We start from the raw sequence: 26,010 nt of genomic DNA, 5'->3' as shown, positions 1-26,010 counted from the left end.
GGTCTAAATCATGTAAGTCTGTAAGGGAAAGTGTTTAAGGTAGGAAAATTCTGGTATTTCTTTATCCTGTTCAGGTTGCAAGAGGCACACCTTTCCCCGGGTAGCCTCACCCTGTGGTTGGCGAAAGCCTGGCGCAGGCAAACGGATTAGATGGTCTTCTCCTGTTTTTGACCCGATTTCTGAAAAACGGGCCTGAAACCCAGAGCGCTCCGGTAACGCAAGGGACGTGAACTAATAGAACTGAACATCAACTTCAACAAGCTATTCCTGCCTCTTTCCGTACAGCAGGAAGTGCTGCATGGGCAGAAAGTCTTCCCGCTTAACCAAAGTAAACCCATTGGCGGCCAGTTCTTTGTTAGCCTGGGCCACGCTCATTTTATGCAGTTCTTTGATGGGCACATTGGGGTCCTCGGCGCGGTACTCCAGCAGCAGAAGCTGGCCGGTGGGTTTCAGGGCCCGGTGCAGCGCCTGCAGCATCTCGCGCGGGTACGCCAGTTCATGGTACACATCCACCATGATGGCCAGGTCTAGGGAATTCTCCGGTAGGTTAGGCGATTGGGCGCTGCCTTTCACCACAGTTACGTTGGAGAGGCCCAGTTCCTTTTTGCGGGCTTCCAGCGCTGAGACAAACGCATCCTGCACCTCCACGGCGTACACTTTCCCATGCGGCACCAATGGCGCGAGACGGAAGGTGTAGTATCCGGTACCCGCGCCCACATCGGCGACTACGCTATTAGGCTGCAGGTTCAGTTTCTGGATGGCCAGGTTCACGTTCTCTTCTTCCTGGCGGGTGTCACGCTCCAACCACTCGCCGCCCGCCGCCGACATCACATGCGCAATCTCCCGGCCCAGGTACACCTTGCCGGTGCCATCGGGGTGCGGGGTTTTGGTGGCGTAAACGGATGTTGTCGCCTGCTGGCTTTTCACCGGCTGCGAATCACAGGCCCCGGCAAAAAGAAGCAACGTGCCCCAAAGCAGGAGGAGAACCAGGTAAGGCGGAAGGAAGGTGTTTCTTTTCATGGGAGAGAAATCAGGTGCGTCTTATAAACCCAGCAAAGAGAGAATGGTTTGCCTGTAAGAGGAAGAAGGTCCTTAAACCTTCTAATGGTCCTACACAGTCCTATTGCTTTCTATCCTCTTGATGCCTTACCAATCCTTCTTTGTCACAGTATCTGATCGTCCCCCTTTGAAGGGGGTAGGGGGTTGATCACTCGTGCAGAAAATGGCCTTCATCCTACGCGAATTTGAAGTAACTACCCATTCTCAAAGTTGTCTGATGCTTTAAACTCCTTTTCATCCCCCAACCCCCTTCAAATGGGGACCATCTGCTTTCCCATCTTAAAAAGTTGAAAAAGCGAGTAAGGTGCATAGCTGTTCTGGTTCGTTTAGAGCCTGTTTTTCTGAAAATGGATGAAAAACAATTCAAGTCACACATTAAAATATTCCGATGAAGGTCATAAGTAGTAAGGGTCCAGGCAAACTTGGGACATTCTGCATAACCCACGGTTTGAAGCATGCTTTAAGGCGCAACCAAGCGACCTATTCCTAGAAGCAGCACCACTTCTTAGTTGCTTCTAGGAAATGACATTATGCGCCTGAGCCAACTTCAACGCAGGACTACTGCTTTGACAGGCGCTGCCAGATCTCGTTGATTTTGTTGCCGGTGCTGCTGAGGCCGCTGTGGTGCCAGTTACCGTCTTTCATGGCAAAGTTGAAGGACAAGGCCATGCCCACGCGGTTAGGGTCGCGGGAGAAGAACTCCAGGTGCTCGGTATATTTGCCGTTCTGGGCGGTGTAAGTGCCGCCGCCGGTGCCAAAGAAGCCGCCGGTTGCAGAGTTGAAGGCAATCCATTGAAACCGGTCCGAGGAAAGTACTTTGATGGTTTTCCTGGGGCCCGGTACCATGGCGTTCATCTGGCCGTCCTGCCCTTCGCGGTGGCTGATGCGCCAGGCGCCGTTCAGGGGAGAGTTGGTGTTTTGGGCAGGCATTTTCTCCCAGGCCAGCGGCGTGGTACCCGCTCCGTTTACCCCCTGGATTTGCCATTTTCCGTTCTTTTGGGTGTAACTTCCCGTAAGTGAGGAGCCTACCTTGGTACTGTCAAAGGTGTTGAACTCATAGGTGGCCGTGAGTTTCCCGTTAGTCAGGCGATAGGTGCCGCCATACGTGCCCATGAATTTCTTCCCGGCCTTGTCAAACTGCGCCACCGTGAAAAAGCCATCGGCGAGGAGCATGACCTGCGTGGCCTGCTGCCCGGTGCGGGAACTGGGCACGAGGTGCCAGGCTCCCTCCAGCTCCGTGGCCTTCGGGGTGGTCTGTCCAGGTGCCGCTGTCTGGGCCTGTGAAGCAGCGGGTGCCTGCGGGGAGGTCCCCAGGGGGCCGGTTGCCAAAAGTACCAGGAGGCTCACTAGTACCTGCGAGATGAAAACGGAGAGTGTTGCCATACGTGGAAGATCAGCTAGGTGGAAGATTTGAGTTTCAGGTACCTTTAATACGAAATCTGAGAGGCTTCCGCCGTTTCTGGCCTGTTTTCAGGATATTTGCGGCATGAAAGCAATTACGTCATCGCTGCGGCATTTTGTGGTGCAGAAAGCCCGGATGTCTAACCAGGAAGCGGTACAGGCCATTGCGGCGGGACGGGTGCTGGTGAACGGACAGAAAGGCCAGCTGAACCAGGCGCTGCGGCCAGAGGACGAGGTGCTTCTGGACGGGCAGGTGCTCAAGGCACCCCAAACCTTTACATACCTGGCCTACTACAAACCCCGCGGCGTGGAATCTACGCTCAACCCCGCCATTGAGCACAACCTGGCCCAGGCCCTGAACTTAAACGTGCGGGTGTTCCCGGTAGGGCGGCTGGACAAAGAATCGGAAGGGCTCATGCTGCTCACGGACGACGGGACCCTCTACAACCGCATCTGCCATGCCGAAAGCCATCAGGAAAAGGAATATGTGGTGACGGTAGACAAGCCCTTAACCCCCGAAGCGCTGGAACAACTGGCCGCCGGGGTGGTGATCATGGGCCAGAAGACGCGGCCTGCTCAGGTACAGCAAGTAAGTGAGAAGACGTTTTCCATTGTGCTCACGCAGGGACTCAACCGGCAGATCCGCCGCATGTGCTATAAGCTGGGGTATACCGTGGAGCGGTTGGTGAGGGTAAGGATGGTAACAATTGAGTTAGGAGAGTTACAGCCGGGGGAGTGGCTTACCTTAACAAATGTGCAAATACAGGAACTACACCAAGATCTCCCTCTCCAAAACATTCCTGATCTTCCAAAATAAAGTATGGATAGGTCGTGACCTGTCCACCCACGCATACCCAATCAATCGCCATCCAGATTCAATCTCCCTTTCTCGCATTTGCGTAAAAAGCAACCATGCGACCAGACCGGAAAAGAAATAGACTCCTCGGCTTCGACTATCGCCAGGATGCCTTCTACTTCGTCACCTCCTGCGTGAAAGAGATGGCCTGTGTCTTTGGCGATGTGGTAAATGGCGCGATGCACTTGAATGGGTATGGGCAGATAGCGGAGCGACAATGGTTCTGGTTGCTGGAGCAATATCCGTATTTGCGCTCCCATGCGTTTGTGGTAATGCCCAATCATATTCATGCTTTAGTAGAGATTAGCAGGGAAGATCTGGAAAGTGGGGCAGAAGCTGCCATGCGTGAAAGGACAGGTCGCGACCTGTCCGTACCTTATGGAATGCAGAAGATTAAATCTCTATCGGAGATCATGGGAGCTTATAAGACCACCACCTCAAAGCTCATCAGGCTGGCCGGTATGCCGGAGTTTGCCTGGCACCGCTCTTTCCATGATCATATCATCAGAGATGAAAAGAGCTTCTTCAATATCAAGAATTATATAGAACATAATCCCGCCAAGTGGAAGGACGATACCTTCAGAAGATAATTAGCCTTTCAGCAAGGAAAGCAAAGCAAATGAAAGGAAAGCAAATTAAAGTACGGACAGGTCGCGACCTGTCCTCCCACGCATTGCTTACGCATTCCCAATTTTCCACCTATTCCTGATCTCCACGTAGTTATAGAGAAATCTGGATAAGAGGCTCGGGAATGCGTGGATGGACAGGTCGCGACCTGTCCGTACTTAGGGGAATAAAAGCTAATTCGGTTTTATGGCAGGGGTGTAAGGGTTTGCCTGCCGCCGCTCCTTTTAAGATCTTATTTTCTAAATAGAAATACAGCATTTAGACCGTAATGACTAAATATAAGCTAGCCTTGCTAAATGAGCAGAAGAGAGAATCTATCTTTCTTTTAGGTAAAGAGAACGCAGGTTGTACCAATAAGTCGTGACCTGTTCTTTTTCTGGAATATGAAACTACCAGCTCAACAAGGGAAACTGCCCAACACCTAGTGCAATCCAACTCCGGCACTAATCTCACCTTCCCAACCCACCAAAGTCATTTTCCTGTCAGGCTCCTGTTTCTAACTTGCCTCGTATAGACAACAAAACGCTACAGGCCCATGAACATCACCTTCTTCAACTCCAAAGTCTACGACAAGCAGTTCTTCACCGAGGCCAACCAGGCGCACGGGCACACCTTAGAGTTCCTGGAGGTACCGCTTAATGAAAATACCTGCGTGCTGGCCAAGGGAGCTACGGCGGTGTGCGCGTTTGTGAATGATACCTTGAATGCGCCCGTGCTGCAGGGCTTAGCCGAGGCCGGGGTGCAGTTGGTGGCCTTGCGGTGCGCGGGCTACAACAACGTGGATCTGCCGGTGGCGGCCCAACTGGGGCTGCGGGTGGTGCGGGTGCCGGCGTACTCGCCTTATGCGGTGGCCGAGCATACCCTGGCCCTCATCTTAGCTTTGAACCGCAAAACACACCGGGCCTACAACCGGGTACGGGAAGGGAATTTCGCCCTCAACGGCTTAATGGGCTTTGACCTGCACGGCAAAACAGTGGGATTAATTGGGCTGGGCCACATCGGGCTGATCACGGCCCGCATTCTCAAAGGCTTCGGGTGCCGGGTTCTGGGATATGATGTGCAGGCCAACCCAGAGGCCGAGGCCTTGGGCGTGGAGTTTACCTCTTTGGAGAACCTGTACGGCGGGTCAGACATCATCTCACTGCATTGTCCGCTCACGCCCCAGACCCACCACCTCATCAATGACGCCTCCATCACCCAGATGAAAGACGGCGTGATGCTCATCAACACCAGCCGCGGCGGCCTGATTGATACCCAGGCCGTGATCACCGGACTCAAAACCGAGAAGATCAAGTACCTGGGCATTGACGTGTACGAAGAGGAGGGAAACCTATTCTTTGAAGACCTCTCGGGCAAAGTGATCCAGGACGATGTGTTCATGCGACTGCTGTCGTTCAACAACGTCCTGATCACCGGACATCAGGCTTTCTTCACCGCCGAGGCCCTGCACAGCATCGCCCAGGTCACCCTCCAGAACATCACCGACTTTGAGCAGGGGCAAAAGTTGGTGAATGAGGTGAAAAGCCAGTCCTGAATTTAGTCCTGAGTCTTGAGTCCTGAGTCCTGAGTTGGGATCGCTGGTTAAGAGGGGTAGTCTAAGGGTTTTGATTTACTAGGTCCATGCAGCCTGTAATAAAGTTGAAACTTGACCTGCATACCTCCTAAATCTACTGGTTGGTTTTAGGCCTGTTTTAAGAAAAGGACATAAAAAAAAGCCTCTCCGGGTGGGAGAGGCTTTTGAAGCAATTTGTCTTTATAGCGAAAGACTAAGCCAGTTTTACGTTGGTGGCGTTTAGTCCTTTTCTTCCTTCCTGAAGCTCATAGACTACCTCGTCGTTTTCTCTGATTTCATCTACTAAACCAGACACGTGCACGAAGTACTCCTGATTTGAATTGTTGTCTTTAATGAAGCCGAAGCCTTTTTCGTCATTAAAGAATTTTACTGTTCCTTGATTCATATGATTGTTATTATACTGTGATGACACTCCTGTACGGAGAATCGTTCAGCAGGGCTGGAAGATAAACCAGATCATTTTCCAAAACCCGCTTTAAAGCAGATCAAGGCCTATAAAAGTAGAAACTATTTTTCACCAGAGCCCAGCCTTTCTGCTAAATGCTAAAAAGTAGGCTCCGGGTGAACGCTCCGCTACTTTTTAGCCAGGGGCATGGGTTTGGGCGTGGTGCTGGGTCCGTCCACCACCAGTCGGCCATCTTTTTCAATGCGCATGGGGTCAATGAAAACCACCCGTTCCTCGCCAGTGGCGGTGGTGCGGCCGTGGTACACGCAGAACATCTGTTTGCCGTCTGGCGAGTACGCGATGCTGTTATGGCCCGTACCGGTGACCTCACCGCCCTGCTCGGTGTTCTTCTGCAGTACCGGGTTGTTGTTGGCTTTAGTGTAAGGGCCCAGCGGATGCTTGGCGGTAGCGTAGCCCACGGCGTAGTTCTTACCCCCAAAGTAGTTGGCCGAGTACATCATGTAATAGGTATCGCCGTGCTTGAAGGTGTAAGAACCCTCGGTCCAGCGGCGGTTCACTTCCTTGGAGGTCACCGAGCGACTTTCCCATTCGGCCTGGGCATCGTTCATCTTGAGCGGCGGTCTGAGCAGCAGCACCGGCTCGCCAATGACGCCGCTGAAATCGGGTTTCAGCTCCACGCCGTACACCCAGCTTTCCTCGATCTCCTTGAACAAGCCCTGATGCTTGGCCCAGTCGGCCACCTCGCTTTGCACCGGGTGCTCATAGGCGCAGCGCGAGTAGTAGAGGTACATCTTGCCGTTGGGCTCAAAGTACACGTTGGCGTCAATGATAGGGTAACCCGGGTCAAAAATAGGCTTGTCTGAGATGTTCTTGAACGGACCCGTAGGTTTATCGGCCACGGCCACGCCGATGCGGAAGTTCTCTTCCTCGTTGCCGGGGTTGTAGCGCCAGTCGGCAGAGTAGAACATGTAGTACTTGCCGTTGTGGTGGTACACCTCGGGGGCCCAGAAGTTCTTCACGTCCCAGGAACCGGCCGTGTTGCCGTAGAATACCTGCCCCTCGTTTTTCCAGTTCACCAGGTCCTTAGACGAGTACGTGCTGAAGCCCTCTTTGGCCCCGCCGCCCGTGCCATACATATAGTACATCTTGCTGGGTGCATCATACAACACATAAGGATCACCGAACTGCACATCCAGCGGGTTTTTGTACATGGCCTGGGCGGGGGTGCTCACCGCCGCAGGGGCGTCCGGAGCCTGGGTCTGGCTGGCCGGTTGGCAGGCCGCCACCAACAGCCCGAAGGAAAGGATCAGAGCGCTTTTTTTCAGGAACATAGGCAAGGGGTTGAGGTGAAGTAGCTAAATATACACAAAAGTTCGCGCACCCGGTTGCCGGCGCAGCGCAGAGCCGCGATCTCAAGGCACTTGGTCAACGACGGGAGTAAGTAATACGTGTCTCTGGGGCGCTCCGGTAATTACTGGCGGGCTGGCTCAGGTCTAGCCTAAAGCGGGTTTTGGGGCCACTTTCTGGAAAATGGCTATAAAATGGAGCGGCTGAGTTTTGTGCAGAACGACTGCTCCTAGAGTACGAGTGGGGCAACGGAGTTCGGGGGTTAGGAGGAGAAAATCTTTAAGCCTGGAGCCTGTACCTGGCGGCCAGAGGCCACTCGGTAACTCGTACACGCCTCTGGCGAACGAGGGAATGGGGGGTAGCATAAGGCGGTTTGGCGCTGGGGTTGTGGCTAATCTATTCGGCCGAGGGTGCGTGACATAGCAGAGGTGGGAGGGACTTGGTGGAGGTGATTGGCTCCTCGGGAGGGTAGCGGAGGAAATTACCTCAGAGGCTTTTTACCAGATAGAAGGCCTAAAAATTGAACGTAGGACTGTGAGAGTACGGTGTGCACCCAACGGGTTAGGCTTTCCTTTTAGAACTTTGCCCAAAAGCTTGTCGGTTTTAGGGCTGTTTTCCTAAAAAGAAGCCAAAAACAGTAAGCATCCTCCCGCAGAGCTATGAGGGCATCTAAAGTGGAAAAGTTCCAAGGCTATAGCGTGGGAGGGCAGTCTACCACCAGAACAGGAACTGGAAGCCTAGTCTTACAGGCCGCTTGGGGAGAGTAAACACAGAGCCGGAAACCGCTTTGTACCTGAAGGATAGTGCGCGCCCCGGGGATTGTTCCTGCCTCTGAAAACATTTCGGGGTGAATCTGGGTAAAATACCTCATACACCCTAACAGACTGCCTCCTACCTAATCTAACCTCTATGCATCCTTCCCCGGAGTTGTTTCAGGCCCTGATTGAGCGAACGCACCAGGCCTTCTTTGTCTATGACATCAATGCCGGCAGGTTTACGTACCAGAGTCCTGTTTTCAGGGCTACCTTTCCGTTGCCCGGGGATGAGATAGACCCCGGCGCCCTGCTGGCGTACATTCACCAGGAAGACCAGGCCTACCTGCATGAGTGTCTGCAGGAGTTGATAGAGCAGGGCAGCAGCCGCGAAGTGGAATTCAGGGTGCAGTTGCCCCAGCTGGAGCAGCAGTGGGTGTGCCTCAACCTGGCGTTGCTGCCGCAGGACCAGGCAGAACCCCAGATCCTGGGCCATGCCGAAGACATTACCACCCAGCGCCAGTACAACGACCACCTCAAGCGGTTCTCCAACAAGAAGGACTCCATCCTCAACATCCTTTCGCATGACTTGGCCGCTCCGCTGGGCATGATCCGCAACCTGACCGGTCTCCTGGCCGAAGAATTGAAGGATTCCTCCAACGAGGAGGTGCGGCACCTGCTGCGGCTCATAGAGCAGGGCAGCCAGCAGGGGGCAGACCTGATCAGGGAGTTCATGAACCAGGAGTTTATGGAGTCTTCCCAGACGCATGTTGTGACCCGCCGCGTGAACATGGTAAGGGTATTGGGCGAAATGCTGGAGGAGTACTACAACGCAAGGGGCGAGTTGCTGCGGACCCGCGTCTCGTTCCACTACAGCAAACCAGAGATCTACGCCGAGATTGACGACCTCAAGTTCATGCAAGCCATTACCAACCTGATCTCCAATGCCCTGAAATTCACCCCCGAGGAGGGGACTGTCACCATCAGCCTGGAGGAAAAGAACGACGGCGAAATTCTGATAAAGATAGCCGATTCGGGCGTGGGCATTCCGGAGCGGTACCACGTCACCCTGTTTGATAAATTTACCCCCGCCCGCCGCCCGGGCCTGCGCGGCGAGAAATCCATTGGGCTGGGCATGTCCATCGTCAAGACCATTGTGGAGTGGCACAAAGGGGAGATCTGGTTTGAGAGCGCAGAAAACAAAGGCACCACTTTCTTCATCAAACTGCCCCGGAGCTCCGCGCAATAACGGTTTGGCCCGCTGGGTCCTGTCTTCGGAATCCTCTTTGTTTGCCGCTTGCGGTGGAGTACTGTTTTGGCCCAGCCACCCTTTCCAGGGCCAGTTTGCCCCGTGGTGCGTCAAGCCGTCAGCTTTCGGCCCCGCATAACGCCCAGCACGGTGAGGTACAGCAGGGGTGGGTCCTGCTGAGGACAGAGGGTGACAAACCCTTCTTCGGCCAGTTGGCGGGCCAGCGTGAGCACCGCGTCTACCGTGAGGTGAGTGGCCTGGGCTACCTCCCCGCACGGGGTAGGATGGTCCTCGGGCACCGGAAACCCCTTTGCCTTTGCGTACAGCACCGCCATAATCTGGTCCTTCTTCTCCATGGTTTCCTAAGATAACAACTTTTTCTGATCCCGCCACCACCCGCCCATCCCGCCACGATGGGGCCGCCGTTTCCCGCCCAGATTTGGTAAAAGCCACTTAAAACCTAGTCGGCCCCAAACGGAACCTAAGCTGAGCTAAAACCAAGGTTTCAACCTCGTTTTGCCGGTGTTTTCTGGAAAATGGGTCGAAAACAGAATGGGGCTATGTGCCTACGCTAAAGCGGAAAACATGAATTGCCTTAAGGAACTGACCGGGAGCAAGTGCAAACGGAGCAGGGGAATTGCTGGGAGCTACACTTGTGCAGCAGGACAAAGAAAAAGCCCAATTACCTTTTCTGCAGGAAATTGGGCTCTGGTAAACGTTAGGTCTGGCCGCCTGGCGTGGGGAGTTGCCCTTGGGCTGGCGTTGGTCGTGTCTGAAGGCAACTGGTGCACAGGCGCCAGCTTAGAAGAAGCTTTTCAGTTTTGAGAGCTTCAGGATCTGTTCTTTTACCTGGAAATTGGCCTTGCTGAGTTGGCGGCCCGATTCGTCGTAGATCTCCACCCGGTGGTCGCCGGCCACAAAGCTGCCTCCCTGGTCGCTGCCCCAACCCGAGAGGTAGAGGTATTCTTCCTTGGGGTCGTACCGCAGGGTGGCGGCAAACGAGTACCCCGTTGGGGACGACTGGGGGTTGAAGTACAGCTGGCCGTTTGGTTTTATGTACTTCACCAGCACGCTTAACTGGCCGGGCGTTTGGGCAAAGGGAATAATCTTCATGCGGCTGAAGATGTATTTGATGTCCCCTCTCTCAAAGGAGGTGCCGTACTCCTTGGGTTTGTCTGAGTTGAAGAAGTCCATGTGCTCCACCAGAAACGGCTGAATGTGCCCCAGGTGGGCGTATTTTGCCCGCACGGCCACGGTTTCCTTTTTCAGTTCGGTAATTTCCAGCTGGTGGGTGGCCTTCTCCTTTTCCAGGGCAGTGATCCTGGCTTCCAGGCTGCGTTTCTGGGCCGCTTCTTTCTCCACCTCCTGTATCTTCACCTGCAAGGCCACTTGCTGCGCCTCTTGCTTCTGCTTTACCTCTTTCAGCTGCTGCTGCAACTCCTGCTTTTGTTTGGCGGCGGCGGCCAGGGTTTGTTCTTTCTGCTGCGCTTCTTTCCGCTCCTGGGTAAGCTGCTGCTCCCGCTCGCGCAGGGTGGCCTGTAGTTGAGCGGTTTGTTGGTGGGCCGCCTGGTATTGCTGCTGGAGCTCGGTTGTTTTCTCCGCCAAGTGGTGGGCTTCCCCGGTTTTTTCCTGGAGCTGGGCTGCCAGGTGTTCCTTTTCCTGCGCCAGGGCAGCCACCTGCTTGTACAAGGCTTGCTTCTGGCGCTCTACCTGCTCCAACTGTTGGGTGGTTTGGGCCAGGGTGGTCTGTAAGTCCTGCAGCTGGGCGGCCTGAGCCTCGGCTGTTTGCAAAGCCCCGTTCTTCTGAACGGTTTCCTGCGCCAGGTGCCGCGCCGAGTCTTCCAGCTTTTGCCGCAGGTGGGTGGTTTCCAGCTCCAGTTCGTGCACCCGGTTCTGCAGGGCCTGCCGCTGGCTGGTCAGTTCCTTGATCTGCCGGTGCGTGTCGTTGGGGTTAGAGCCGGGTGAAGGGTTGGTCTCCGGGGCAGGTTGCTGGCTTTTTTCCATTTCCTGCAGATTCTGCAACAGGGTGTGCTTTTGCTGCTGGGCAAGTGCCAGTTCCTGCTGTTTACGGGCTAACTCGGCGGTAAGTTGGTGCGCCTGCGCCTCTAGCTGCTGCAGCTTTTGTTTCTGCTGCACCGATTCCTTCAGCAGGGTTTCCGTCTGCTGGTCCTGCTGCTTGGCCCGGCTGACCTGCTGGGTGAGTTCCTGTACTTTTTTCTCCAGTGAGCGCTTCAGCTGCGCTTCCAGGGCCAGTTCCTCGGTCTTGCTGGCAATGCTCTGCTGGCACTGCTGGAGCTCCAGTTCCAGGGCCTGCAGCCTCTTTTGCTGGTTGGGTGGTTGGGGGGCGGCTGGGGCTTGCTGGCCTTTTTTCAGGGCCTGCTTCAGCACGTTCACCTCCATTTCCTGTTCCTGCACTTTGCGCTGCAGGGCACTGCGCTCGTTCTTTACCTCAAACAGAGCCTTCACGAAGTGGTCCAGCTCCTGCGACAAGGATTTTTTGTCCTGCTGTAACGCGGCTACCAGCTCATTCTGGTCCCTGAGGCGCATCTGCAGGCGCGTGATCTCAAATTCAATGTTGCGGGTGGGACTCTGCGAACCCACCCTGGGGGGGCTAAACCGGTTAGAGTCATAGGTCCGCTTTTTCTCCAGGTTAGATAGGGTGTCGTAGGCCTCCAGCACCTCTTTAAAATATTCCTCAAAGAAAGGCTCGCCCTGGTTCAGGTCCGGGTGAATCCGCTTAGACAGCTTACGGTAAGCATCCTTGATTTCCCCCTGTGAGGCCGTTTCTTTGATTCCAAGTAATTGGTAGTAGTTCTTCTGCATAGCTTGCTTTGCGGTGGTAATCCTTTATTTCTTAAGCACAGCCTAAAGCTGATGGGTACAATCTGGTATTCTATTCCATTTTTCTGGAGGTTCACCCGCAGGTGAATTCATGCACTAATATACTATTTTAATAATAAATTTATAATTTCTAATATTTTTTTACTTGTTTTAACCAGAAATAGATTATTTCAAAGATTAACTTGGTTGGTGAAAGGATTTCCCTAGCTGCTACTTGCGAAGACCAAGTGCCTGGAGTGATAGCCATTGGCAGGACGAGGGCTAACACCCGTGTTGCTGTGGAGCAGGCTACTTAGCCACAGCCAAGGTTGTAAGAACCATATGCTTTTTTGACGAGCCCTGTCGCTGCAGTAACCGGTCCCGGAAAATAGTACTAGTTGATTACCAGGAAGGTGAGGAAAGGGGCACAACTTATGGCTTCGGTTTTGGGTAGTATCCTGGTTTTTGCGTGAGTTCACCTGATCAAAACTGCTTCAATGCATTCTTTACTTTCCCTTATATTTGAGCATATGGCCTTTCATAAGCCTATTGCGTTGACCCTATTCTTGAGACTATGAACATAAGAAAAGCTGTGATTACAGCTGCCGCCCGTGGCGAAAGACTGTACCCCGTTGCTGATACGGTTCAAAAGGCGATGTTGCCGGTAGTAGACATTGACGGACTCACCAAGCCTGTTCTCCAGATTATTGCCGAGGAGGCGTTTGCCAGCGGCATTGAGGAAATCTGCGTGGTGTGCGCCCCCGGCGATGCCCCCCGCTACCAGGAAGCCTTTGCCTCTTTGCGCACCAACCTGCTGGAGTCTTTCAAGAACACCGACTGGGCCAGGGAAGAAGCCGAGAAGGTGGACCACCTGCGTACCCGCATCCAGTTTGTGGAACAGGAGGAGCCACTTGGTTTTGGGCACGCCGTGTACTGCGCCCGGGAGTTTGTGAAGGAGGAGCCTTTCCTGCTGCTCCTGGGCGACCATTTGTACGTTTCCTCGCTGGCGGGGCAACGCTGCACCTCCCAGTTGATCAACCTGGCCGTGCAGGAAGGCTGCGCCGTGTCGGCGGTGAACCCTACCATTGAACACCAGATCCACCGGTACGGTACCCTCACGGGCAAGCACCTTCCGCACCAGAAGGGCGTGTACCAGATTGAAAAAATCATTGAAAAGCCTTCTTTAAGCACCGCCGAACTGGAGCTGCAGACCCCTGGGCTGCGGGCCGGGTTTTACCTGTGCTTCTTCGGGATGCACGTGCTCACGCCTTCGGTGTTCAGCATTCTGCAGCAACAGATAGAAAGCGGCACCCAGAATGTTCAGCTCACGCCTGCGCTGCAGGAGGTGGCGGCCACCGAGAAATACCTGGCCCTGGAAGTGAAAGGCAACCGCTATGACCTCAGCAAGAAACAAGGCCTGCTGCAGGCCCAGATTGCCCTGGGGCTGGCCGGCCAGGCCCATGATGAAACCTTAACCTCTATGGTGGAACTTCTGGCCGAGGCAAACCAGCGCAAACAAGCCCAGCTGGTTTAACCCAGCGGTGCGGCAAACAAGAGTCCTGAGGTATAAGCAAGAGGCAAATGAATCCATTTATACAAACCATTACATCCACCAACCCCGTAGAGCGCAACCGTTCCTTCTTCCAGATGAGCCGGACTATGTCTTCCAACGACTTGTTCATAGCCCTGCGGGAATTAGACAGTTTCCGGAAAACCACCCCCAGTTTGTACGACAAGGTACGGGCCATCCAGTTCCTGTTTGCCGGCTACCGGTTCTTCCTGATGGAGTCGGCCGAAACGCCGCCTACCGGCAAGATCCCGTACGCCGGGTTTGAAGACCTGCTCTCGCGCCGGTTTGAGCACGCCATTGCCACCTTCCTGAAAGAGATAGACCTCCACGGCCCCAACGCGGCCCTGTTCAGCGGCCTGGCCGAAAGCTACCACCATCTCTCGTTCCAGATCCTGGCCGACCAGGTCAGGAAGAGTGTGCGCTCCAGCAAGGGAAACCAGTGGATGTTCAGGGTAGGGCACCAGGAGGAACACCCCATCAAGATCCACCCGCAGCTCTTGCAGCGCCAGGAAGGATCGCTGTTCTACCCCGTGCTGGAGGAGCAAACCGCCGTACGCATGGACCTGACCCACAGCGGTTGGTCCGATATCTTCTTCCTGGGCATGGACTACCCCGAAGGGGCGCGGGTGCTCAACATCTCCATTGACCTGGGGGTGTTCGGCCGCGACAAAGACATCCGGCCGCCGTTGCAGTCGTACGTGCGCGTAATTCCCGAGCCCGTCCTGCGGGTGACCAGCATTGACCTGAACACTTCCAAGGACATCCAGGACCTGGACGACTTGTTCAACTTCGGGAACGACTACCTGAGCCTGGTGAAGGCCGGGGTGATCGCCTCGGGCTTGGTTCCGCCCTCGTTTGAGGGTACCAACCAATCGCTGCCGGAGATCCTGGCCCGCATGGTGGCCCCGGGCATGGGCCTTGAGCTGGTGACCAAGGTGAACGATATTCCCAAGGGCTCCCGCTTTGCCGTGTCCACCAACCTGCTGGGCTCTATCATTAGCCTGCTCATGCGCGCCACGGGGCAAACCCGGCAACTGGTGGGCGGACTGGAGGAAAGCGAGCGCCGGCTGGTTGCCTCAAGGGCCATCCTGGGCGAATGGATCGGGGGCTCGGGCGGCGGTTGGCAGGATTCCGGCGGCGTTTGGCCGGGCATCAAAGCCATTCAGGGCACTTTCTCGCAGGAAGGCGACCCCGAGTTTGGCATTAGCCGGGGCACGCTGTTGCCCCGCCACCGGGTACTGCAGGGCGAAGACCTGCACCCGGAGATGGCCGACAGGCTGATGAACTCGCTGGTGCTCATGCACGGCGGCATGGCCTCTAACGTGGGGCCCATCCTGGAGATGGTAACCGAGAAGTACCTGCTGCGCGGCGATCAGGAGTGGGAGGCGCGCCAGAAAACCAACCAGGTATTTGACAATATCCTGGCCGCCCTGAAGGAGGGCGACATCCGGAAGCTGGCCGCCAACACGGCGTTCAACTTTGAGCAGCCCATCAAGACCATCATTCCCTGGGCCTCCACCCACTTCACCGAGGAGATCATCCGCCGGGCGAAAAAGGAGTTTGGCGAGGACTACCTGGGTTTCCTGATGCTGGGCGGCATGTCGGGCGGGGGCATGGGCATGTTTGTGAACCCAGACCGGTACCAGGAATACAAAGCCCGGGTGCTGGAGATTTTACGCACCACCAAAGCCGATCTCTCCGATTCCCTGCCGTTCGCCATGGAGCCGGTGGTCTACAACTGGAGCATCAACCACAAGGGCTCCTGGTCCTACCTGCACCAGGGCCCCGAGGCCCTCATGCCGGAGCAGTACTACGCCATCCACGTCTCTGAGCTGGTGAAGAAAGACCCGCAGTCCATCTCGTACGTGCGCCGCGCCGAGATTGACTACTTCACCACCCGGGTGGGCCAGCACAACCAGGCGTACCCGCTGCTGCGCACCATTGTGAGCAACCTGTTCAAGGTGTCTGATCCCTCCAGCCAGGGCAGCCAGCTTCAGGAGAACGAGAAAGCGGCCCGCATCAAAAAGGAGAACGGCTTTGACTTTATCCAGCACGAGGAAATAAGGGAGCAGCTGCAGAAGGGCTACATTGGGTTGTCGCGTAACCGCCTGCCTAATGAAACCACCATTGAAGATGTAAGCGTCGCTGACCTGGCTCACCTGCAAAACCTGCAGGGAGCGGTAGAAACCGGTGAGGCCGCCATCCGGGGCAGCCGGGTGGCCGTGCTAAGCCTGGCTGCCGGGGTGGGCAGCCGGTGGACCAAGGGCGCCGGGGTGATCAAGGCCCTGAACCCGTTTGTGGAGGTGAACGGCGTACACCGTAGTTTCCTGGAGATCCACCTGGCCAAGACCAAGGCCGTCTCTGAGAAGTACGGAGCCCTGCTGCCGCACATTGTGGCCACCAGCTACCTGACCCATGAACCCATCCGGAAGAAGCTGGAACTGACGCAGAAATACGGCTACGCTGGTCCGGTGTACTTGTCCACCGGCCGCTCCATTGGCCAGCGCTACGTGCCCATGGAGCGCGACCTGCGCTTCTTGTGGGAGGAGATGCCTCAGGAGACCCTGGACGAGAACAAGCAAAAGGTGCGTGAGGCGGGCCGCCGGGCCCTCATCAGCTGGGCCAAGGCCAAGGGCGAAGGCTCCGACTACGTAGACAACATTGCCTCGCAGCGTTTCTCGCCGCTGGGGCACTGGTATGAGGTCTCAAACCTGCTGCGCAACGGGGTGCTGGCCCAGATCCTGGAAGAAAACCCCCAGCTGGAGACCCTCATGCTGCACAACATTGATACCCTGGGCGCCGATGTAGACCCGGCCGCCCTGGGCTACCACCTGGAGTCCGGCAACGTGCTCACGTTTGAGGTGGTGCCCCGCCGCATTGAGGACCGCGGGGGCGGATTGGCGCGGGTCAACGGAAAGGTGCGCCTGCTGGAAGGCCTGGCCCAACCCCGTGAGGAAGACGAGCTGAACCTGAGCTACTACAACACCATGACCACCTGGATCCAGATAGATCCGCTGCTGGCCCTGTTTGGGCTGACCCGCGCGGAGCTCAGGAACGGAGATGAGGCGCGGCTGGCCAAAGCGGTGCGCAGCGTGGCGCACCGCATGCCCACTTACGTGACCATCAAAGACGTGAAGTACCGGTGGGGCCACGGCCAGGAAGACATCTTCCCGGTGGCGCAGATAGAAAAACTCTGGAGCGACATGTCGGGCTTGCCCGATCTCAAATGCGGGTACCTGGCCGTACCGCGGCACCGCGGGCAGCAGATGAAGGAGCCCGCGCAGTTAGACGCCTGGGTGTCCGATGGCAGCAAAGACCACATTGTGGCGCTGGGCAGTTTCTCCTGAAACTTGGCCGGTTAGCTAAAAAGAAAAGGAGAGGGGTAAGCCTCTCCTTTTTTTATGATTATACGGGTAACGGCTAGCCCATGGGAGCGGCAATGTAATAGCTGTGGCAGGAGGCGCAATGGATGGAAAATGCAACCGGGCCCTCTTCCTGGCCGGGGGGGGCGTCGGCAGAGTAGTAGCAGATAAAGGTGGTATCAAAGAGGCGATCCACTTCTTTTCGCAAAGGAGCCGGGTAATTTCTGATAATAATGTCTAAGGCATCCTTGGTAACCTCTTCAAGCACTTGCTTCTCCATGCCGAAATATACTTAACAACGTATTAGAAAGGTTCAACTCTTTCAATAATTTAAAAAAGTAAGCAAAAAAATTGAATATATAAAAGCGAGGCCCCGCCCGCAGTCCTCCTCCACCTAAGATTTTACCTTCCAATTCCTGCGCAGGAAGTAATTCCGTAAGCCAGTGGTTTACCTCCCTGCCGTGCTTTGGTGAGGAACTTCTTCTTCGTCCGCCTGCCATCTCCTGCTGTTGCTTACCGGGCACCGCCAGAACTAAGCGTAAAGGGGGCACGTAAAAAATGGTGCCCATTGCCGTTCTGCACTGCTTGTGCCGGGCAATGCAAGTATCAAACCAAACTGATCCCCATGGCTAAAAAAAAGAAAAAGCACCAGTCATTTTACAGAGCGGTAAAGCCCTTCATCAAGGATGACCGGATTGTGTATGCCCTGCTGGGAGCAGTTGGGGCCGGGGTGGCGTTGGCCTCCGCCATTGGGCCAGACAGGGCCAACTCCCTGCTGGAAAGGGTAACGTCGGCCCTGTGGGCGTTCGGACACAACACGCCCATCCGCCAAAAAGAGGAGAAGGCAGAAAAACCAAAAAAAGAGGGCAAGCAACCCAAAGAAGTAAAGCAGCCCAAGTTGGTAGCCGCCGACCAGGCGTAACCCGCCACCGGCGGAGCCAATCGGCAGCGCAGCCCGCGCCAACCTTGCGCAGGGGCAGGGCGTACCCTCAGTAACAAGCAACTTATCACGTACAGGCCAGCAGGAGCTCTGCTTCTGATGGGCACAAAACCTTGAACGCTATGTCAAAGGATAAAAAGAAAGACAAAAAGAGCAAAGGCAAAAAGAACCAGGGAGGCGCGTACAAAGGGGTGAAATCCATTGTGGGGAGCAAGCCCTTGCTGTACTCGCTTTTGGGGGCCGGGGTAGGCCTGGCCATTGGGGCAACGCTGGGCAAAGAAACCCGCCGCGCCATCGCCGATAAACTTACCGGGGGCACCGGGGACCAGGGCAGCCCCACCGGCACCTCGGGCGAAGGCATTTAGTACCCGGTTTATTCCATTCGTAAGTTATCTTCCGGCCCGGCCGACGAGTAGGTTGTCCTGATCAAAACGGGGCCTAACCTAGGCCTTGATTTGGGCTTGTTTTTGGAGAAAACGGCCCGAAACGCCGGCTGGCAGATGCTTTCCCCGTGTGCGCTTCTTCCGAGGCCTGCTCCCCTTGGCTGGGGAAGAAGTGCCTTTTCCATAATCTCCCGTTCAACTGCCGCTCTACCCAATGCTACAACGCCAGGTTTACCGCATGCCCAAGGCGGGTTCCATCAATGACTTGACCCTTGTGACCGAGCAACTGCCGCCTCCCCAACCAGAGGAGGTCTGCGTGCGGGTAAGGGCCATTGGGCTGAACTTTGCCGATGTCTTTGCCATGCAGGGCCTGTACAGCGCCACGCCGGCGGGCTCCTTTGTGCCAGGGCTGGAGTTTTCGGGGGAGATTGTGGCGGTGGGCGGCGCGCTAACGGAGTGGAAGGTGGGCGATCTGGTGATGGGTGTCACCCGCTTCGGGGGGTATGCCACGCACCTCAACCTGGACCAGAGGTACGTGACGCCGCTGCCGGCGCGCTGGAGCTTTGCGGAAGGTGCCGGTTTCCTGGTGCAGGGGCTTACCGCGTACTACGCCCTCACCCAGCTGGGAAATCTGCAGCCCGGCATGACCGTGCTCATCCACAGCGCGGCGGGCGGGGTGGGCATCCTGGCCAACCGCATCTGCCAGAAAGTTGGGGCGTATACCATCGGCACGGTGGGGCAGGCCAGCAAGGTTGACTTCTTGCAGCAGCACGAAGCTTTTGGCGCCGTACTCCTGCGGGACAAACAGTTCCCGCAGAAACTGCGGCAAGCCCTGCAGCAGCGTTCCCTGCTGCTGATCATGGAGTGCATTGGCGGGAAGATTCTGGAGCAGGGCTGGGAGGCCATGGCCCCCATGGGCCGAATGGTGGTGTACGGCAACGCCAGTTTCTCCAGCCACAGCCCCAGGCCCAACTATCCTATGCTCGTCTGGAAGTTCCTGCGCCGCCCCAAAATAGACCCGCTGCGCTTGCCCACCCAGAACAAATCCCTGATGGGCTTTAACCTGATCTACCTGTATGAGCAGGTAGACCTCATGCACCAGTTGCTGCGGGAGCTGCAGGCCCTGCACCTGGCGCCCCAGCACATTGGGCACACGTACGGGTTTGCCGAGATGCACCAGGCCATTCACCTGTTCCAGCGCGGGAAAACCGTGGGCAAAGTAGTGGTGCAGGTAGACGGCTGATCTGGGACTGTTTTTATAGGTTCGGCCCGAAAACAAAGCAGGCGTAAACCCATTTTTATCCCAGCCCTTCCTGCTCCAGCACGGCGCCCCAGGAAAACCGCTGGCACAAGCGCTGCAGGTTCTCGGGTGCTTTGGCCCTGATTTCTACCAATTGGCCCGTAAACGGGTGCACAAAGGCCAGCGAGGCCGCGTGCAGCAGCATATACGGGCTGTCTAATTCTTTCAGGAACATGCGGTTGTGCCGCCAGTCGCCGTGCTTTTTGTCGCCCACTATGTAGTGCCTGATGTGCGCGAAGTGCTTGCGGATCTGGTGCATGCGCCCGGTCTCCGGGGTGACTTTCACCAGGCTGTACCGGGCCGTCTGGTAGCGGCCCACAGCAATGGGCAGCTCCACGGTAGCTACCCGCTCATAGTGCGTCACGGCCTCCTGGGCCTCTTTGTGCTGGTGGTCCTTGTCGGGGCGGATGGGGTTGTCAATGGTGGCTTTTTCGGGGGTGTAGCCCCGCACCACGGCATAGTAGGTTTTCTGGGGCTCGCGCGCCTCAAAGGCCTTCACCAGCGGCGCCGTGGCCTCGGGCGATTTGGCGAACAGCAACACCCCAGACGTTCCGCGGTCCAGGCGGTGCACGGCGTGTACGCGGTACCCCAGTTGGTCGCGCAGCAACTGCAGGGCAAACTCCTTTTTCTCCTCGGCAATGCGCGTGCGGTGCACCAGCAAGCCATTGGGTTTGTTGATGGCCACGTAATGGGCGTCTTCGTAAATAATCTCCAGCACTGGTTTCTACGCTTAAAACCCCAAAACTACGCAGAAATACGCCCACCTTCCGAAGAAGATAAAGAACACTTCGTCTGAAAGAATGGAGACGGGATAGCCCTATCCCGCAGAACCCCAACTGAACATAGGCCAAAGCCCAGGTAAGCCCCAAAACCAGTGTATATTCTCTATGCAGCGCCAGGGAGTTTTGGGGCCTCTTGCCAGCAAATGGCTCCAAAACAGACGTCACGCCGGGGAACCCGCTGGCTGGGGCACGTGCAGCCGGATGAATTCCCGCAGGCCCTGCTCAAACAAGGCCACCTCGGCCAGGGAGTTGTAGGGCGCCAGGCCAATCCGCACCCAACCTCCCTGCGGGTTTACCTGGAGCTTCTCGGCCAGGGTAGAGGCGTAGAAATGGCCATCGGCAAGGCACATGCCGTAGTGCTCCGCGAACCAGCTGGTCACCTGCCGGGCTGGCACGTTGGCCACGGTGAAGGCAAAGGTGGGCGTTTTGGGCGTGCCGGCCGGAGCCCGGTACAGCCGTACCTCTGGCTGGCTCTGGAAGAAGTTTTCCAAACGGGTGGTGAGTTCCTGTTCGTGCGCCGCAATCTGCTGCATGCCGGTCTGCAGCCGTTCTCTGCGGGTGACGCCGCTGCCCAGCCCTTCTATAAAGGAGATGGCGCCTATCAGCCCGGCGATGGCTTCATGGTTCTGCGTGCCCGTCTCCAGTTTGTCGGGGATGTGCTGCGGGGCCGGGGCCAGTTTGTAGACCGGCAGCTTCTCAAAGAGCGAGGCAGCGATAGCCGCAATGCCCACGTGCGGCCCGAAGAATTTATAGGCCGAGCACAGCAAAACATCACAGCCCAGCTGCCGGAAATCGAGGGTGAGGTGCGGTACCGCGTGTACGGCGTCTACCACCACCCAAGCGTTTACCGCCTTGGCCCGGGCAATGATAGGGGCCAGATCAGTAACGGTGCCCGTCACGTTGGAGGACATGCCCACCGCCACCAGCTTGGTGCGTTCGGTGATGATGCTTTCCAAATGGGTCAGGTCCAGGGTGTACGTGGCGGGGTTTACGGGAATAAACTGCACGGCGGCGCCTTTGTCCTGGGCCAGGGTTACCCAGGGGTCTACGTTGGCGCGGTGGTCCAGCTCGGTCACCACCACCTCGTCCTGGTCCGTGAGGAAGGGGCCCAGGCTCCGGGCAATGGCGAACGCCAGCGAGGTCATGTTCTGCCCGAAGGCTACCTCGGCCGGGGCGCAATTCAGCAAATCGGCAACGGTGTTTCGGGCGCTTTCCAGCACTTCCTCGGTTCTGATGCTGGTGGGGAAGGCCCCGTGCAGATTGGCCATGCCAGCCGTGATGTAGCCTACCATGGCCTCCAGGGCCGGCTGCGCCATCTGGGTGCCGCCCGGACCATCAAAATAGATCAAGGGTTTTCTGTCTGGGGTTTCCTGAAGGGCAGGGAAGGCCGCCCGCAACTGCTGGATGGATAGCTGGCTCATGGGTGTGCGGTAGTGAAGTGGGTGAAGGCCGGGCAGGCAGCAACCGGTGCCTGCCGCCGGGCAATATATCCTTTTTCTGGCAAAACAGGGCAGCACCGGACCAGGCCTGAGTGCTATTTTGAGGCCCCGTTTCTGTCCTGATTTGATAAAATCGGCCCTAAAACCGCTTGCCCAACTGCAGGTAGCTTTCTTTGCTTGTGCACCCAGCTGGTCTGGTATTAGGGCAGTGTGAGCAGGAACGTGGTGCCCTGGCCCGGTTGGCTGCTCACCTCCACGTGGCCGCCCAGCGAGTCAAGGTGGGTTTTGATGAGGAACAGGCCCATGCCCCGCCCGTCGGTTTGGGTATGGAACCGCTTGTACAGCTTGAACACGTTGTCTTTGTTCTTCTCCATGTCAAACCCTGAGCCGTTGTCGGCGAAGGTGATCACGGTGCCGGCGGCGGGGTCGCGGTAGAAGGTCAGGTTTACCTCCAGCCTCCGGTCCTGGGCCCGGTATTTCACGGAGTTGGCCAGGAGGTTGAACAGGATGCTGTAAAGTGCGGCCTGGTTGGTGTGGAGGGTAAGCCCGTCGGGCAGGTCTACGTTGATGGTGGCGCCGGCCTCCCGGAGCTGTTCCTCCAGGGCCGACATGGCCTGCAGCACCACGGCCTCCGGGTCTACCCGCTCCAGGACCACCGCGCCGCGCCGGTCCCTGATGCTCAGGATGGTGTTCATGTCGCGCAGCACGGTGTCCATGCGGTACAAACTCAGCCTCAGGTAAGACAAGGACCGGGCAAACGCCTCTGAGTTTTTGTCGATGGTGGTGAGCAGGCTGGCGAGCCCCATGGCGTTGGCCACCGGGGTGCGCAGGTTGTGCGACACCATGTAAGTGAACTGCTGCAGGTCGCGGTTCTTTTTGAAGAGGTCTTTGGTGAGCTGCGACAGCTCCTGTTCAGTGCGCTTCTGGGCCGTGAGGTCGGTATGCATTTCCGCGTAGCGAGTGACCACCCCGTTCTGAACCAGGATAGGGAAAACCTCCACCGACACCCAGATGGCCTCGCCGCCTTTTTTCCGGCTCTGGAGCTCATACGCCACGGGCTCGCCCCGCAGCAGTTTCTCCTCCACCTCGGCCAGGGCCTCCGGCGCAGCCTCCAGGCAGGGAACCAGGGTTTGGGAGTGCCGGCCAAGCACCTCTTCCGCGCCATAGCCAAACAGGCGCAGAAACCCCTGGTTGGCCCATTCTACTTGCCCCTGGCGGTCGGTGACCAGCACGCTGTTGCTTGCTTTGTTGGCCAGCCAGGAAATGTTGTCAAAGGGAGCGGGGGCTTCTACCGTTTGGGGCGATAGGGAAAGCTCTACCTTCTCCCATTCCGTGCCTGTCGCCGCTGGTTGTTCCAGGGAGTGCCCCAGCCAATGGGTCGCGGCGAAGGGCCGGTCGGTTTGCCTGGATTCCTGGGTGTCCTCTGGTTTGGTTTGCCACTTGCTGTCCGGGCCGCACACGTTCCGGCCCACGCAGTAGTACAAGCCGTCTTCCTCAGACCAGGTGACGGCCCAGGAAACCACCACCTCAAAGCCATCTTTGTGGGTCAGGGTAGTCCTGAAGCCCCGGCTCACCCCAAACCTCACCATCTGAAACGCGTGCTCCATCCGGGGGACCTCGGCGGGCGGGAGCAGGTCGGAGAGGGCATGGTTGGTCAGTTCCCAGGCTTCGTAGCCCAGCAGGTCCAGGCTGGCTGGGCTGGTGTAGTGGCAGATGCCGTCGGTATCAACGGTGCAGAACAGCTCCAGGGAGAGCGCCAGTAGTTTCTCCCACTTCACTTCCTGGCTTACCCTGTATTGGATTTGGGACTCTTTCAATGGACACCTCCTTGGTTTTATTTGGATTAATGCTGCTTTGGAGCCTTAAATATAAAAGAAAGTTTATATACAAGAATAGTGTATTGAAACTTTTTTAGGTATAATTAAATATAAAAATGATAGAAACTGGCCTGATTAGCTTAATCTACGTTAAAATTTGACTTTTAAAGCTCAGGCGCTGTGACCATACTGTCTGCCGGTTTTGTAAGCGCCTCGGGCAAGGCTTTGCCAAAAGCAGTTTAAGGTCAGTTTTAGCAAAATCAGGCCTAAAACAAAGAGTGCAGCGTCCTGGCTTTGAACTGGTTAGAAAAGACCAACGGGTGATGGAGCAAATAACAGGTTGTACCTTCTGTCTGCTGTTGCTTTACGCACGATTGCTTATATTAAAGCGTTGAAATGACCGGCAGCCCCGGCGCGCGCTGTGACCCTTTACTAGCTGGGTACTGGCAAAGGCGGAAACAAAAAACGGTGGCTGGGCAGAAAACTACCGGTAGCACCAGAATATGCTTTACATTTAACCCCATAACCTAACCTGTATAAAATGATGAACACACCAAAGAAAAATCCCTTACTGCTTACGCTCCTGTTCCTGCTCACCATGACGGCCCAGGTGTTTGCCCAGGGGGCGAAACCTAAGGCCAGCCCGGCGGCCACTGCCACCGGCAAAGTGGGCGCCGCCACCATTACCATTGCGTACAGCAGCCCCTCGGTAAAGGGCCGTACCATCTGGGGCGAACTGGTGCCGTATGGCAAAGCCTGGAGGGCAGGAGCCAACGAAGCCACTACCTTCACCACCGACAAAGACATTAAAGTGGAAGGCAAAACCCTGAAAGCCGGCAAGTACAGCGTGTTTATGGTGCCCGGTGAGCAACAGTGGCAGGTGATTTTCAACTCCCAGACCGGCCAGTGGGGCACCAACCGCCAGGGCGCTAACTTTGACCCGGCCAATAACGTGCTGACCATGAACGTGAAGCCCAGAAAATCGGCGCAGATGACGGAGAGCCTGAAGTACGAAATCACCCCCAAAGGGTTCTCGCTGCTGTGGGAGAACCTGGAGGTGCCGGTGGCCATCAAATAAGTAAACCACCTGCTGAAAAAAAAGAGAAGCCTGCCCCAAGCAAACGGGGCAGGCTTCTCTTTTATATCTATACAGGCAACGCAGGGCCGTTTCGTTCTACGCAAAAGCCTTAAACGGCGGAGAAGCCCATTGCCCGTCTTACCCAATTTGAGGCTATTGCCTCACTGAAGGTACAAACTTCCGTTCATTTTAGGTCCAGGTTGAAAACATGGACCATCCATAGTTGAAGAACTAAACGGCTCAAATACAGGCCGTGCTGACTACCAGCCAACCTAGCCTTGTTGAACTCCCTTCAGGGCCTGGGCGACGGCTTCAGAAAGGGGCGTGGTGGGCCTGCCAATGAGCTGCGACAGCTGGCGGCTGTCGTCAAACAGGGCGCCGTGCGAGGCGGCCACGTCCCAGCTGGCAATGCCGTGGGCAAACCCTTCGGGCACCCCGAAACTGGCGAGGGCAGCGGCGTACTCTGCCGGCGGTAAGTTCTTGTACGGCACGTCCTTGCCCGACTGGCGGGAGATTTCGGCGGCCAGTTCGGTCAGGGTGAAGGCCTCGTCCCCGGCCAGCTCATAGGTCTTGCCCTGGTGCCCGTCGCTGGTCAGCACGGCCACGGCGGCCTCCGCGAAATCATCGCGGGTGGCAGCGGAGATTTTTCCATCACCGGCGCTGCCAATAAAGGCTCCGCCGGCCAGGGCGCCGCCGATAGAGCCGGTGTAGTTCTCGGTGTACCAGCCATTGCGCAGGAGCGTGTACGGGATGCCGGAAGCCTGCAGGGCGGCTTCGGTGGCCCGGTGCTCGTCTGCCAGGCTAATTTCGGAGGTGTCGGCGTGCAGGATGCTGGTGTACACGATCCATTTTACCCCGGCGGTCCTGGCTGCCTCAATGACGTTGGCGTGCTGGGCCGCGCGCTGGCCCACCTCGCTGGAGGAAATGAGCAGCAGCGTATCTACGCCTTGTAAGGCGCGGGCCAGGGTGTCAGGTTGGGTGTAGTCGGCCTCGCGGGCTTCCACGCCCAGGTCGGCGGCCTTTTGGGGGGAACGCACCAGGGCCACAAGGTTATCCTGGGCTACTTTCTGTTTCAGTTTGCCTACCACCAGGCGGCCGAGCTGTCCTGTTGCTCCGGTTACGGCTATTTTCATACGGGTCTTCTTTAAGGGATTGAAAGGTTTCTGCTGGGTGCGCGGGAGGCAAATTACCCGGCGCGGAAAGGTAACTTTTTTAGGTTGAAACGGGATACCCGGTCTGGGTTCCCGGA

21 protein-coding genes are annotated in these 26,010 nt (G+C 56.6%); 10 read left to right on the top strand and 11 right to left on the bottom strand.

All coding sequences use genetic code 11. The features are described from left to right. Nucleotides 1-261: 261 nt before the first annotated feature. Both JT718_RS05465 and JT718_RS05460 read right to left on the bottom strand, forming a co-directional pair. Complete coding sequence (locus JT718_RS05465; protein ID WP_205500862.1) at nt 262-1,020, bottom strand: class I SAM-dependent methyltransferase; 759 nt, start codon at nt 1,018-1,020, stop codon at nt 262-264. A gap of 597 nt (nt 1,021-1,617) precedes the next feature. After that, nucleotides 1,618-2,442: a DUF4488 domain-containing protein gene (locus JT718_RS05460; RefSeq protein ID WP_205500861.1), complete on the bottom strand. Its 825-nt coding sequence runs from the start codon at nt 2,440-2,442 to the stop codon at nt 1,618-1,620. A gap of 103 nt (nt 2,443-2,545) precedes the next feature. Here JT718_RS05460 and JT718_RS05455 point away from each other — a divergent pair, with 103 nt between their 5' ends. The 3 genes from JT718_RS05455 (at nt 2,546) to JT718_RS05445 (ending at nt 5,477) form a co-directional block, all read left to right on the top strand. Further along, nucleotides 2,546-3,277, top strand: a complete 732-nt coding sequence (locus tag JT718_RS05455) for a pseudouridine synthase (protein ID WP_205500860.1) — start codon at nt 2,546-2,548, stop codon at nt 3,275-3,277. A 95-nt stretch (nt 3,278-3,372) separates the two neighbouring features. Then, on the top strand, nt 3,373-3,906 hold the full coding sequence (locus JT718_RS05450; RefSeq protein ID WP_205500859.1) for a transposase: 534 nt from the start codon (nt 3,373-3,375) through the stop codon (nt 3,904-3,906). A 572-nt stretch (nt 3,907-4,478) separates the two neighbouring features. After that, nucleotides 4,479-5,477, top strand: a complete 999-nt coding sequence (locus JT718_RS05445; protein WP_205500858.1) for a 2-hydroxyacid dehydrogenase — start codon at nt 4,479-4,481, stop codon at nt 5,475-5,477. A 232-nt stretch (nt 5,478-5,709) separates the two neighbouring features. On the opposite strand, the gene JT718_RS05440 is transcribed toward JT718_RS05445, so the two are convergent. Next, the gene (locus JT718_RS05440) at nt 5,710-5,901 is read right to left on the bottom strand and encodes a cold-shock protein (RefSeq protein WP_205500857.1); all 192 of its coding nucleotides are present in this window, start codon (nt 5,899-5,901) and stop codon (nt 5,710-5,712) included. Between the two features lie 188 nt (nt 5,902-6,089). Further along, complete coding sequence (locus JT718_RS05435; RefSeq protein WP_205500856.1) at nt 6,090-7,253, bottom strand: glycoside hydrolase family 43 protein; 1,164 nt, start codon at nt 7,251-7,253, stop codon at nt 6,090-6,092. Nucleotides 7,254-8,178: 925 nt separating this feature from the next. Between JT718_RS05435 and JT718_RS05430 the strand changes: the two genes are divergently transcribed. Beyond that, on the top strand, nt 8,179-9,270 hold the full coding sequence (locus tag JT718_RS05430) for a PAS domain-containing sensor histidine kinase (protein WP_205500855.1): 1,092 nt from the start codon (nt 8,179-8,181) through the stop codon (nt 9,268-9,270). Nucleotides 9,271-9,380: 110 nt separating this feature from the next. Here JT718_RS05430 and JT718_RS05425 read toward each other — a convergent pair whose 3' ends face one another. Further along, nucleotides 9,381-9,626, bottom strand: a complete 246-nt coding sequence (locus JT718_RS05425; RefSeq protein WP_205500854.1) for a hypothetical protein — start codon at nt 9,624-9,626, stop codon at nt 9,381-9,383. 445 nt (nt 9,627-10,071) lie between these two features. Then, the gene (locus tag JT718_RS05420; RefSeq protein ID WP_205500853.1) at nt 10,072-12,093 is read right to left on the bottom strand and encodes a J domain-containing protein; all 2,022 of its coding nucleotides are present in this window, start codon (nt 12,091-12,093) and stop codon (nt 10,072-10,074) included. A 571-nt stretch (nt 12,094-12,664) separates the two neighbouring features. On the opposite strand from JT718_RS05420, the gene JT718_RS05415 reads away from it, so the two are divergent. Both JT718_RS05415 and JT718_RS05410 read left to right on the top strand, forming a co-directional pair. Further along, a complete protein-coding gene (locus tag JT718_RS05415; protein ID WP_205500852.1) occupies nt 12,665-13,624 on the top strand; it encodes a UTP--glucose-1-phosphate uridylyltransferase in 960 nt (319 codons plus the stop codon). Nucleotides 13,625-13,671: 47 nt separating this feature from the next. After that, nucleotides 13,672-17,007, top strand: coding sequence for a UTP--glucose-1-phosphate uridylyltransferase (locus JT718_RS05410; RefSeq protein ID WP_205500851.1), 3,336 nt, complete (start codon nt 13,672-13,674; stop codon nt 17,005-17,007). 73 nt (nt 17,008-17,080) lie between these two features. On the opposite strand, the gene JT718_RS05405 is transcribed toward JT718_RS05410, so the two are convergent. Next, nucleotides 17,081-17,302, bottom strand: coding sequence for a hypothetical protein (locus tag JT718_RS05405; protein ID WP_205500850.1), 222 nt, complete (start codon nt 17,300-17,302; stop codon nt 17,081-17,083). Nucleotides 17,303-17,647: 345 nt separating this feature from the next. Between JT718_RS05405 and JT718_RS05400 the strand changes: the two genes are divergently transcribed. From JT718_RS05400 to JT718_RS05390, 3 genes are all read left to right on the top strand, one after another. Then, nucleotides 17,648-17,944, top strand: coding sequence for a hypothetical protein (locus JT718_RS05400; RefSeq protein ID WP_205500849.1), 297 nt, complete (start codon nt 17,648-17,650; stop codon nt 17,942-17,944). 140 nt (nt 17,945-18,084) lie between these two features. After that, entirely contained in the window at nt 18,085-18,327 is a 243-nt protein-coding gene (locus JT718_RS05395) for a hypothetical protein (RefSeq protein WP_205500848.1), read from the top strand. 232 nt (nt 18,328-18,559) lie between these two features. Beyond that, on the top strand, nt 18,560-19,588 hold the full coding sequence (locus tag JT718_RS05390; protein WP_205500847.1) for an alcohol dehydrogenase catalytic domain-containing protein: 1,029 nt from the start codon (nt 18,560-18,562) through the stop codon (nt 19,586-19,588). Between the two features lie 55 nt (nt 19,589-19,643). Here JT718_RS05390 and JT718_RS05385 read toward each other — a convergent pair whose 3' ends face one another. From JT718_RS05385 to JT718_RS05375, 3 genes are all read right to left on the bottom strand, one after another. Continuing rightward, on the bottom strand, nt 19,644-20,363 hold the full coding sequence (locus JT718_RS05385; protein ID WP_205500846.1) for a pseudouridine synthase: 720 nt from the start codon (nt 20,361-20,363) through the stop codon (nt 19,644-19,646). Between the two features lie 225 nt (nt 20,364-20,588). Continuing rightward, the gene (locus tag JT718_RS05380; RefSeq protein WP_205500845.1) at nt 20,589-21,848 is read right to left on the bottom strand and encodes a cysteine desulfurase-like protein; all 1,260 of its coding nucleotides are present in this window, start codon (nt 21,846-21,848) and stop codon (nt 20,589-20,591) included. Nucleotides 21,849-22,066: 218 nt separating this feature from the next. Then, nucleotides 22,067-23,683: a PAS domain S-box protein gene (locus JT718_RS05375; protein ID WP_205500844.1), complete on the bottom strand. Its 1,617-nt coding sequence runs from the start codon at nt 23,681-23,683 to the stop codon at nt 22,067-22,069. Nucleotides 23,684-24,224: 541 nt separating this feature from the next. Between JT718_RS05375 and JT718_RS05370 the strand changes: the two genes are divergently transcribed. Next, nucleotides 24,225-24,761 carry a DUF2911 domain-containing protein gene (locus JT718_RS05370; protein WP_240336939.1) on the top strand — a complete coding sequence of 179 codons (537 nt, stop codon included), beginning with the start codon at nt 24,225-24,227 and terminating at the stop codon, nt 24,759-24,761. A 272-nt stretch (nt 24,762-25,033) separates the two neighbouring features. Here JT718_RS05370 and JT718_RS05365 read toward each other — a convergent pair whose 3' ends face one another. Continuing rightward, the gene (locus JT718_RS05365) at nt 25,034-25,894 is read right to left on the bottom strand and encodes an SDR family oxidoreductase (RefSeq protein WP_205500843.1); all 861 of its coding nucleotides are present in this window, start codon (nt 25,892-25,894) and stop codon (nt 25,034-25,036) included. Nucleotides 25,895-26,010 lie beyond the last annotated feature (116 nt).

Source organism: Rufibacter psychrotolerans, assembly GCF_016924645.1.
In the GTDB taxonomy this organism is placed as follows: domain Bacteria; phylum Bacteroidota; class Bacteroidia; order Cytophagales; family Hymenobacteraceae; genus Nibribacter; species Nibribacter psychrotolerans.
The sequence above is the reverse complement of the archived record's forward strand: the minus strand, read 5'-3'. Positions and strand labels throughout refer to the sequence as shown.

What these genes read in the sequence shown, in the direction of transcription:
- JT718_RS05390 (WP_205500847.1), top strand. Translation starts at nt 18,560, where the DNA reads ATGCTACAACGCCAGGTTTACCGCATGCCCAAGGCGGGTTCCATCAAT.
- JT718_RS05450 (WP_205500859.1), top strand. Translation starts at nt 3,373, where the DNA reads ATGCGACCAGACCGGAAAAGAAATAGACTCCTCGGCTTCGACTATCGC.
- JT718_RS05410 (WP_205500851.1), top strand. Translation starts at nt 13,672, where the DNA reads ATGAATCCATTTATACAAACCATTACATCCACCAACCCCGTAGAGCGC.
- JT718_RS05405 (WP_205500850.1), bottom strand. Translation starts at nt 17,302, where the DNA reads ATGGAGAAGCAAGTGCTTGAAGAGGTTACCAAGGATGCCTTAGACATT.
- JT718_RS05425 (WP_205500854.1), bottom strand. Translation starts at nt 9,626, where the DNA reads ATGGAGAAGAAGGACCAGATTATGGCGGTGCTGTACGCAAAGGCAAAG.
- JT718_RS05415 (WP_205500852.1), top strand. Translation starts at nt 12,665, where the DNA reads ATGAACATAAGAAAAGCTGTGATTACAGCTGCCGCCCGTGGCGAAAGA.
- JT718_RS05435 (WP_205500856.1), bottom strand. Translation starts at nt 7,253, where the DNA reads ATGTTCCTGAAAAAAAGCGCTCTGATCCTTTCCTTCGGGCTGTTGGTG.
- JT718_RS05370 (WP_240336939.1), top strand. Translation starts at nt 24,225, where the DNA reads ATGATGAACACACCAAAGAAAAATCCCTTACTGCTTACGCTCCTGTTC.
- JT718_RS05465 (WP_205500862.1), bottom strand. Translation starts at nt 1,020, where the DNA reads ATGAAAAGAAACACCTTCCTTCCGCCTTACCTGGTTCTCCTCCTGCTT.
- JT718_RS05440 (WP_205500857.1), bottom strand. Translation starts at nt 5,901, where the DNA reads ATGAATCAAGGAACAGTAAAATTCTTTAATGACGAAAAAGGCTTCGGC.
- JT718_RS05430 (WP_205500855.1), top strand. Translation starts at nt 8,179, where the DNA reads ATGCATCCTTCCCCGGAGTTGTTTCAGGCCCTGATTGAGCGAACGCAC.
- JT718_RS05380 (WP_205500845.1), bottom strand. Translation starts at nt 21,848, where the DNA reads ATGAGCCAGCTATCCATCCAGCAGTTGCGGGCGGCCTTCCCTGCCCTT.
- JT718_RS05460 (WP_205500861.1), bottom strand. Translation starts at nt 2,442, where the DNA reads ATGGCAACACTCTCCGTTTTCATCTCGCAGGTACTAGTGAGCCTCCTG.
- JT718_RS05400 (WP_205500849.1), top strand. Translation starts at nt 17,648, where the DNA reads ATGGCTAAAAAAAAGAAAAAGCACCAGTCATTTTACAGAGCGGTAAAG.
- JT718_RS05365 (WP_205500843.1), bottom strand. Translation starts at nt 25,894, where the DNA reads ATGAAAATAGCCGTAACCGGAGCAACAGGACAGCTCGGCCGCCTGGTG.
- JT718_RS05445 (WP_205500858.1), top strand. Translation starts at nt 4,479, where the DNA reads ATGAACATCACCTTCTTCAACTCCAAAGTCTACGACAAGCAGTTCTTC.
- JT718_RS05420 (WP_205500853.1), bottom strand. Translation starts at nt 12,093, where the DNA reads ATGCAGAAGAACTACTACCAATTACTTGGAATCAAAGAAACGGCCTCA.
- JT718_RS05395 (WP_205500848.1), top strand. Translation starts at nt 18,085, where the DNA reads ATGTCAAAGGATAAAAAGAAAGACAAAAAGAGCAAAGGCAAAAAGAAC.
- JT718_RS05455 (WP_205500860.1), top strand. Translation starts at nt 2,546, where the DNA reads ATGAAAGCAATTACGTCATCGCTGCGGCATTTTGTGGTGCAGAAAGCC.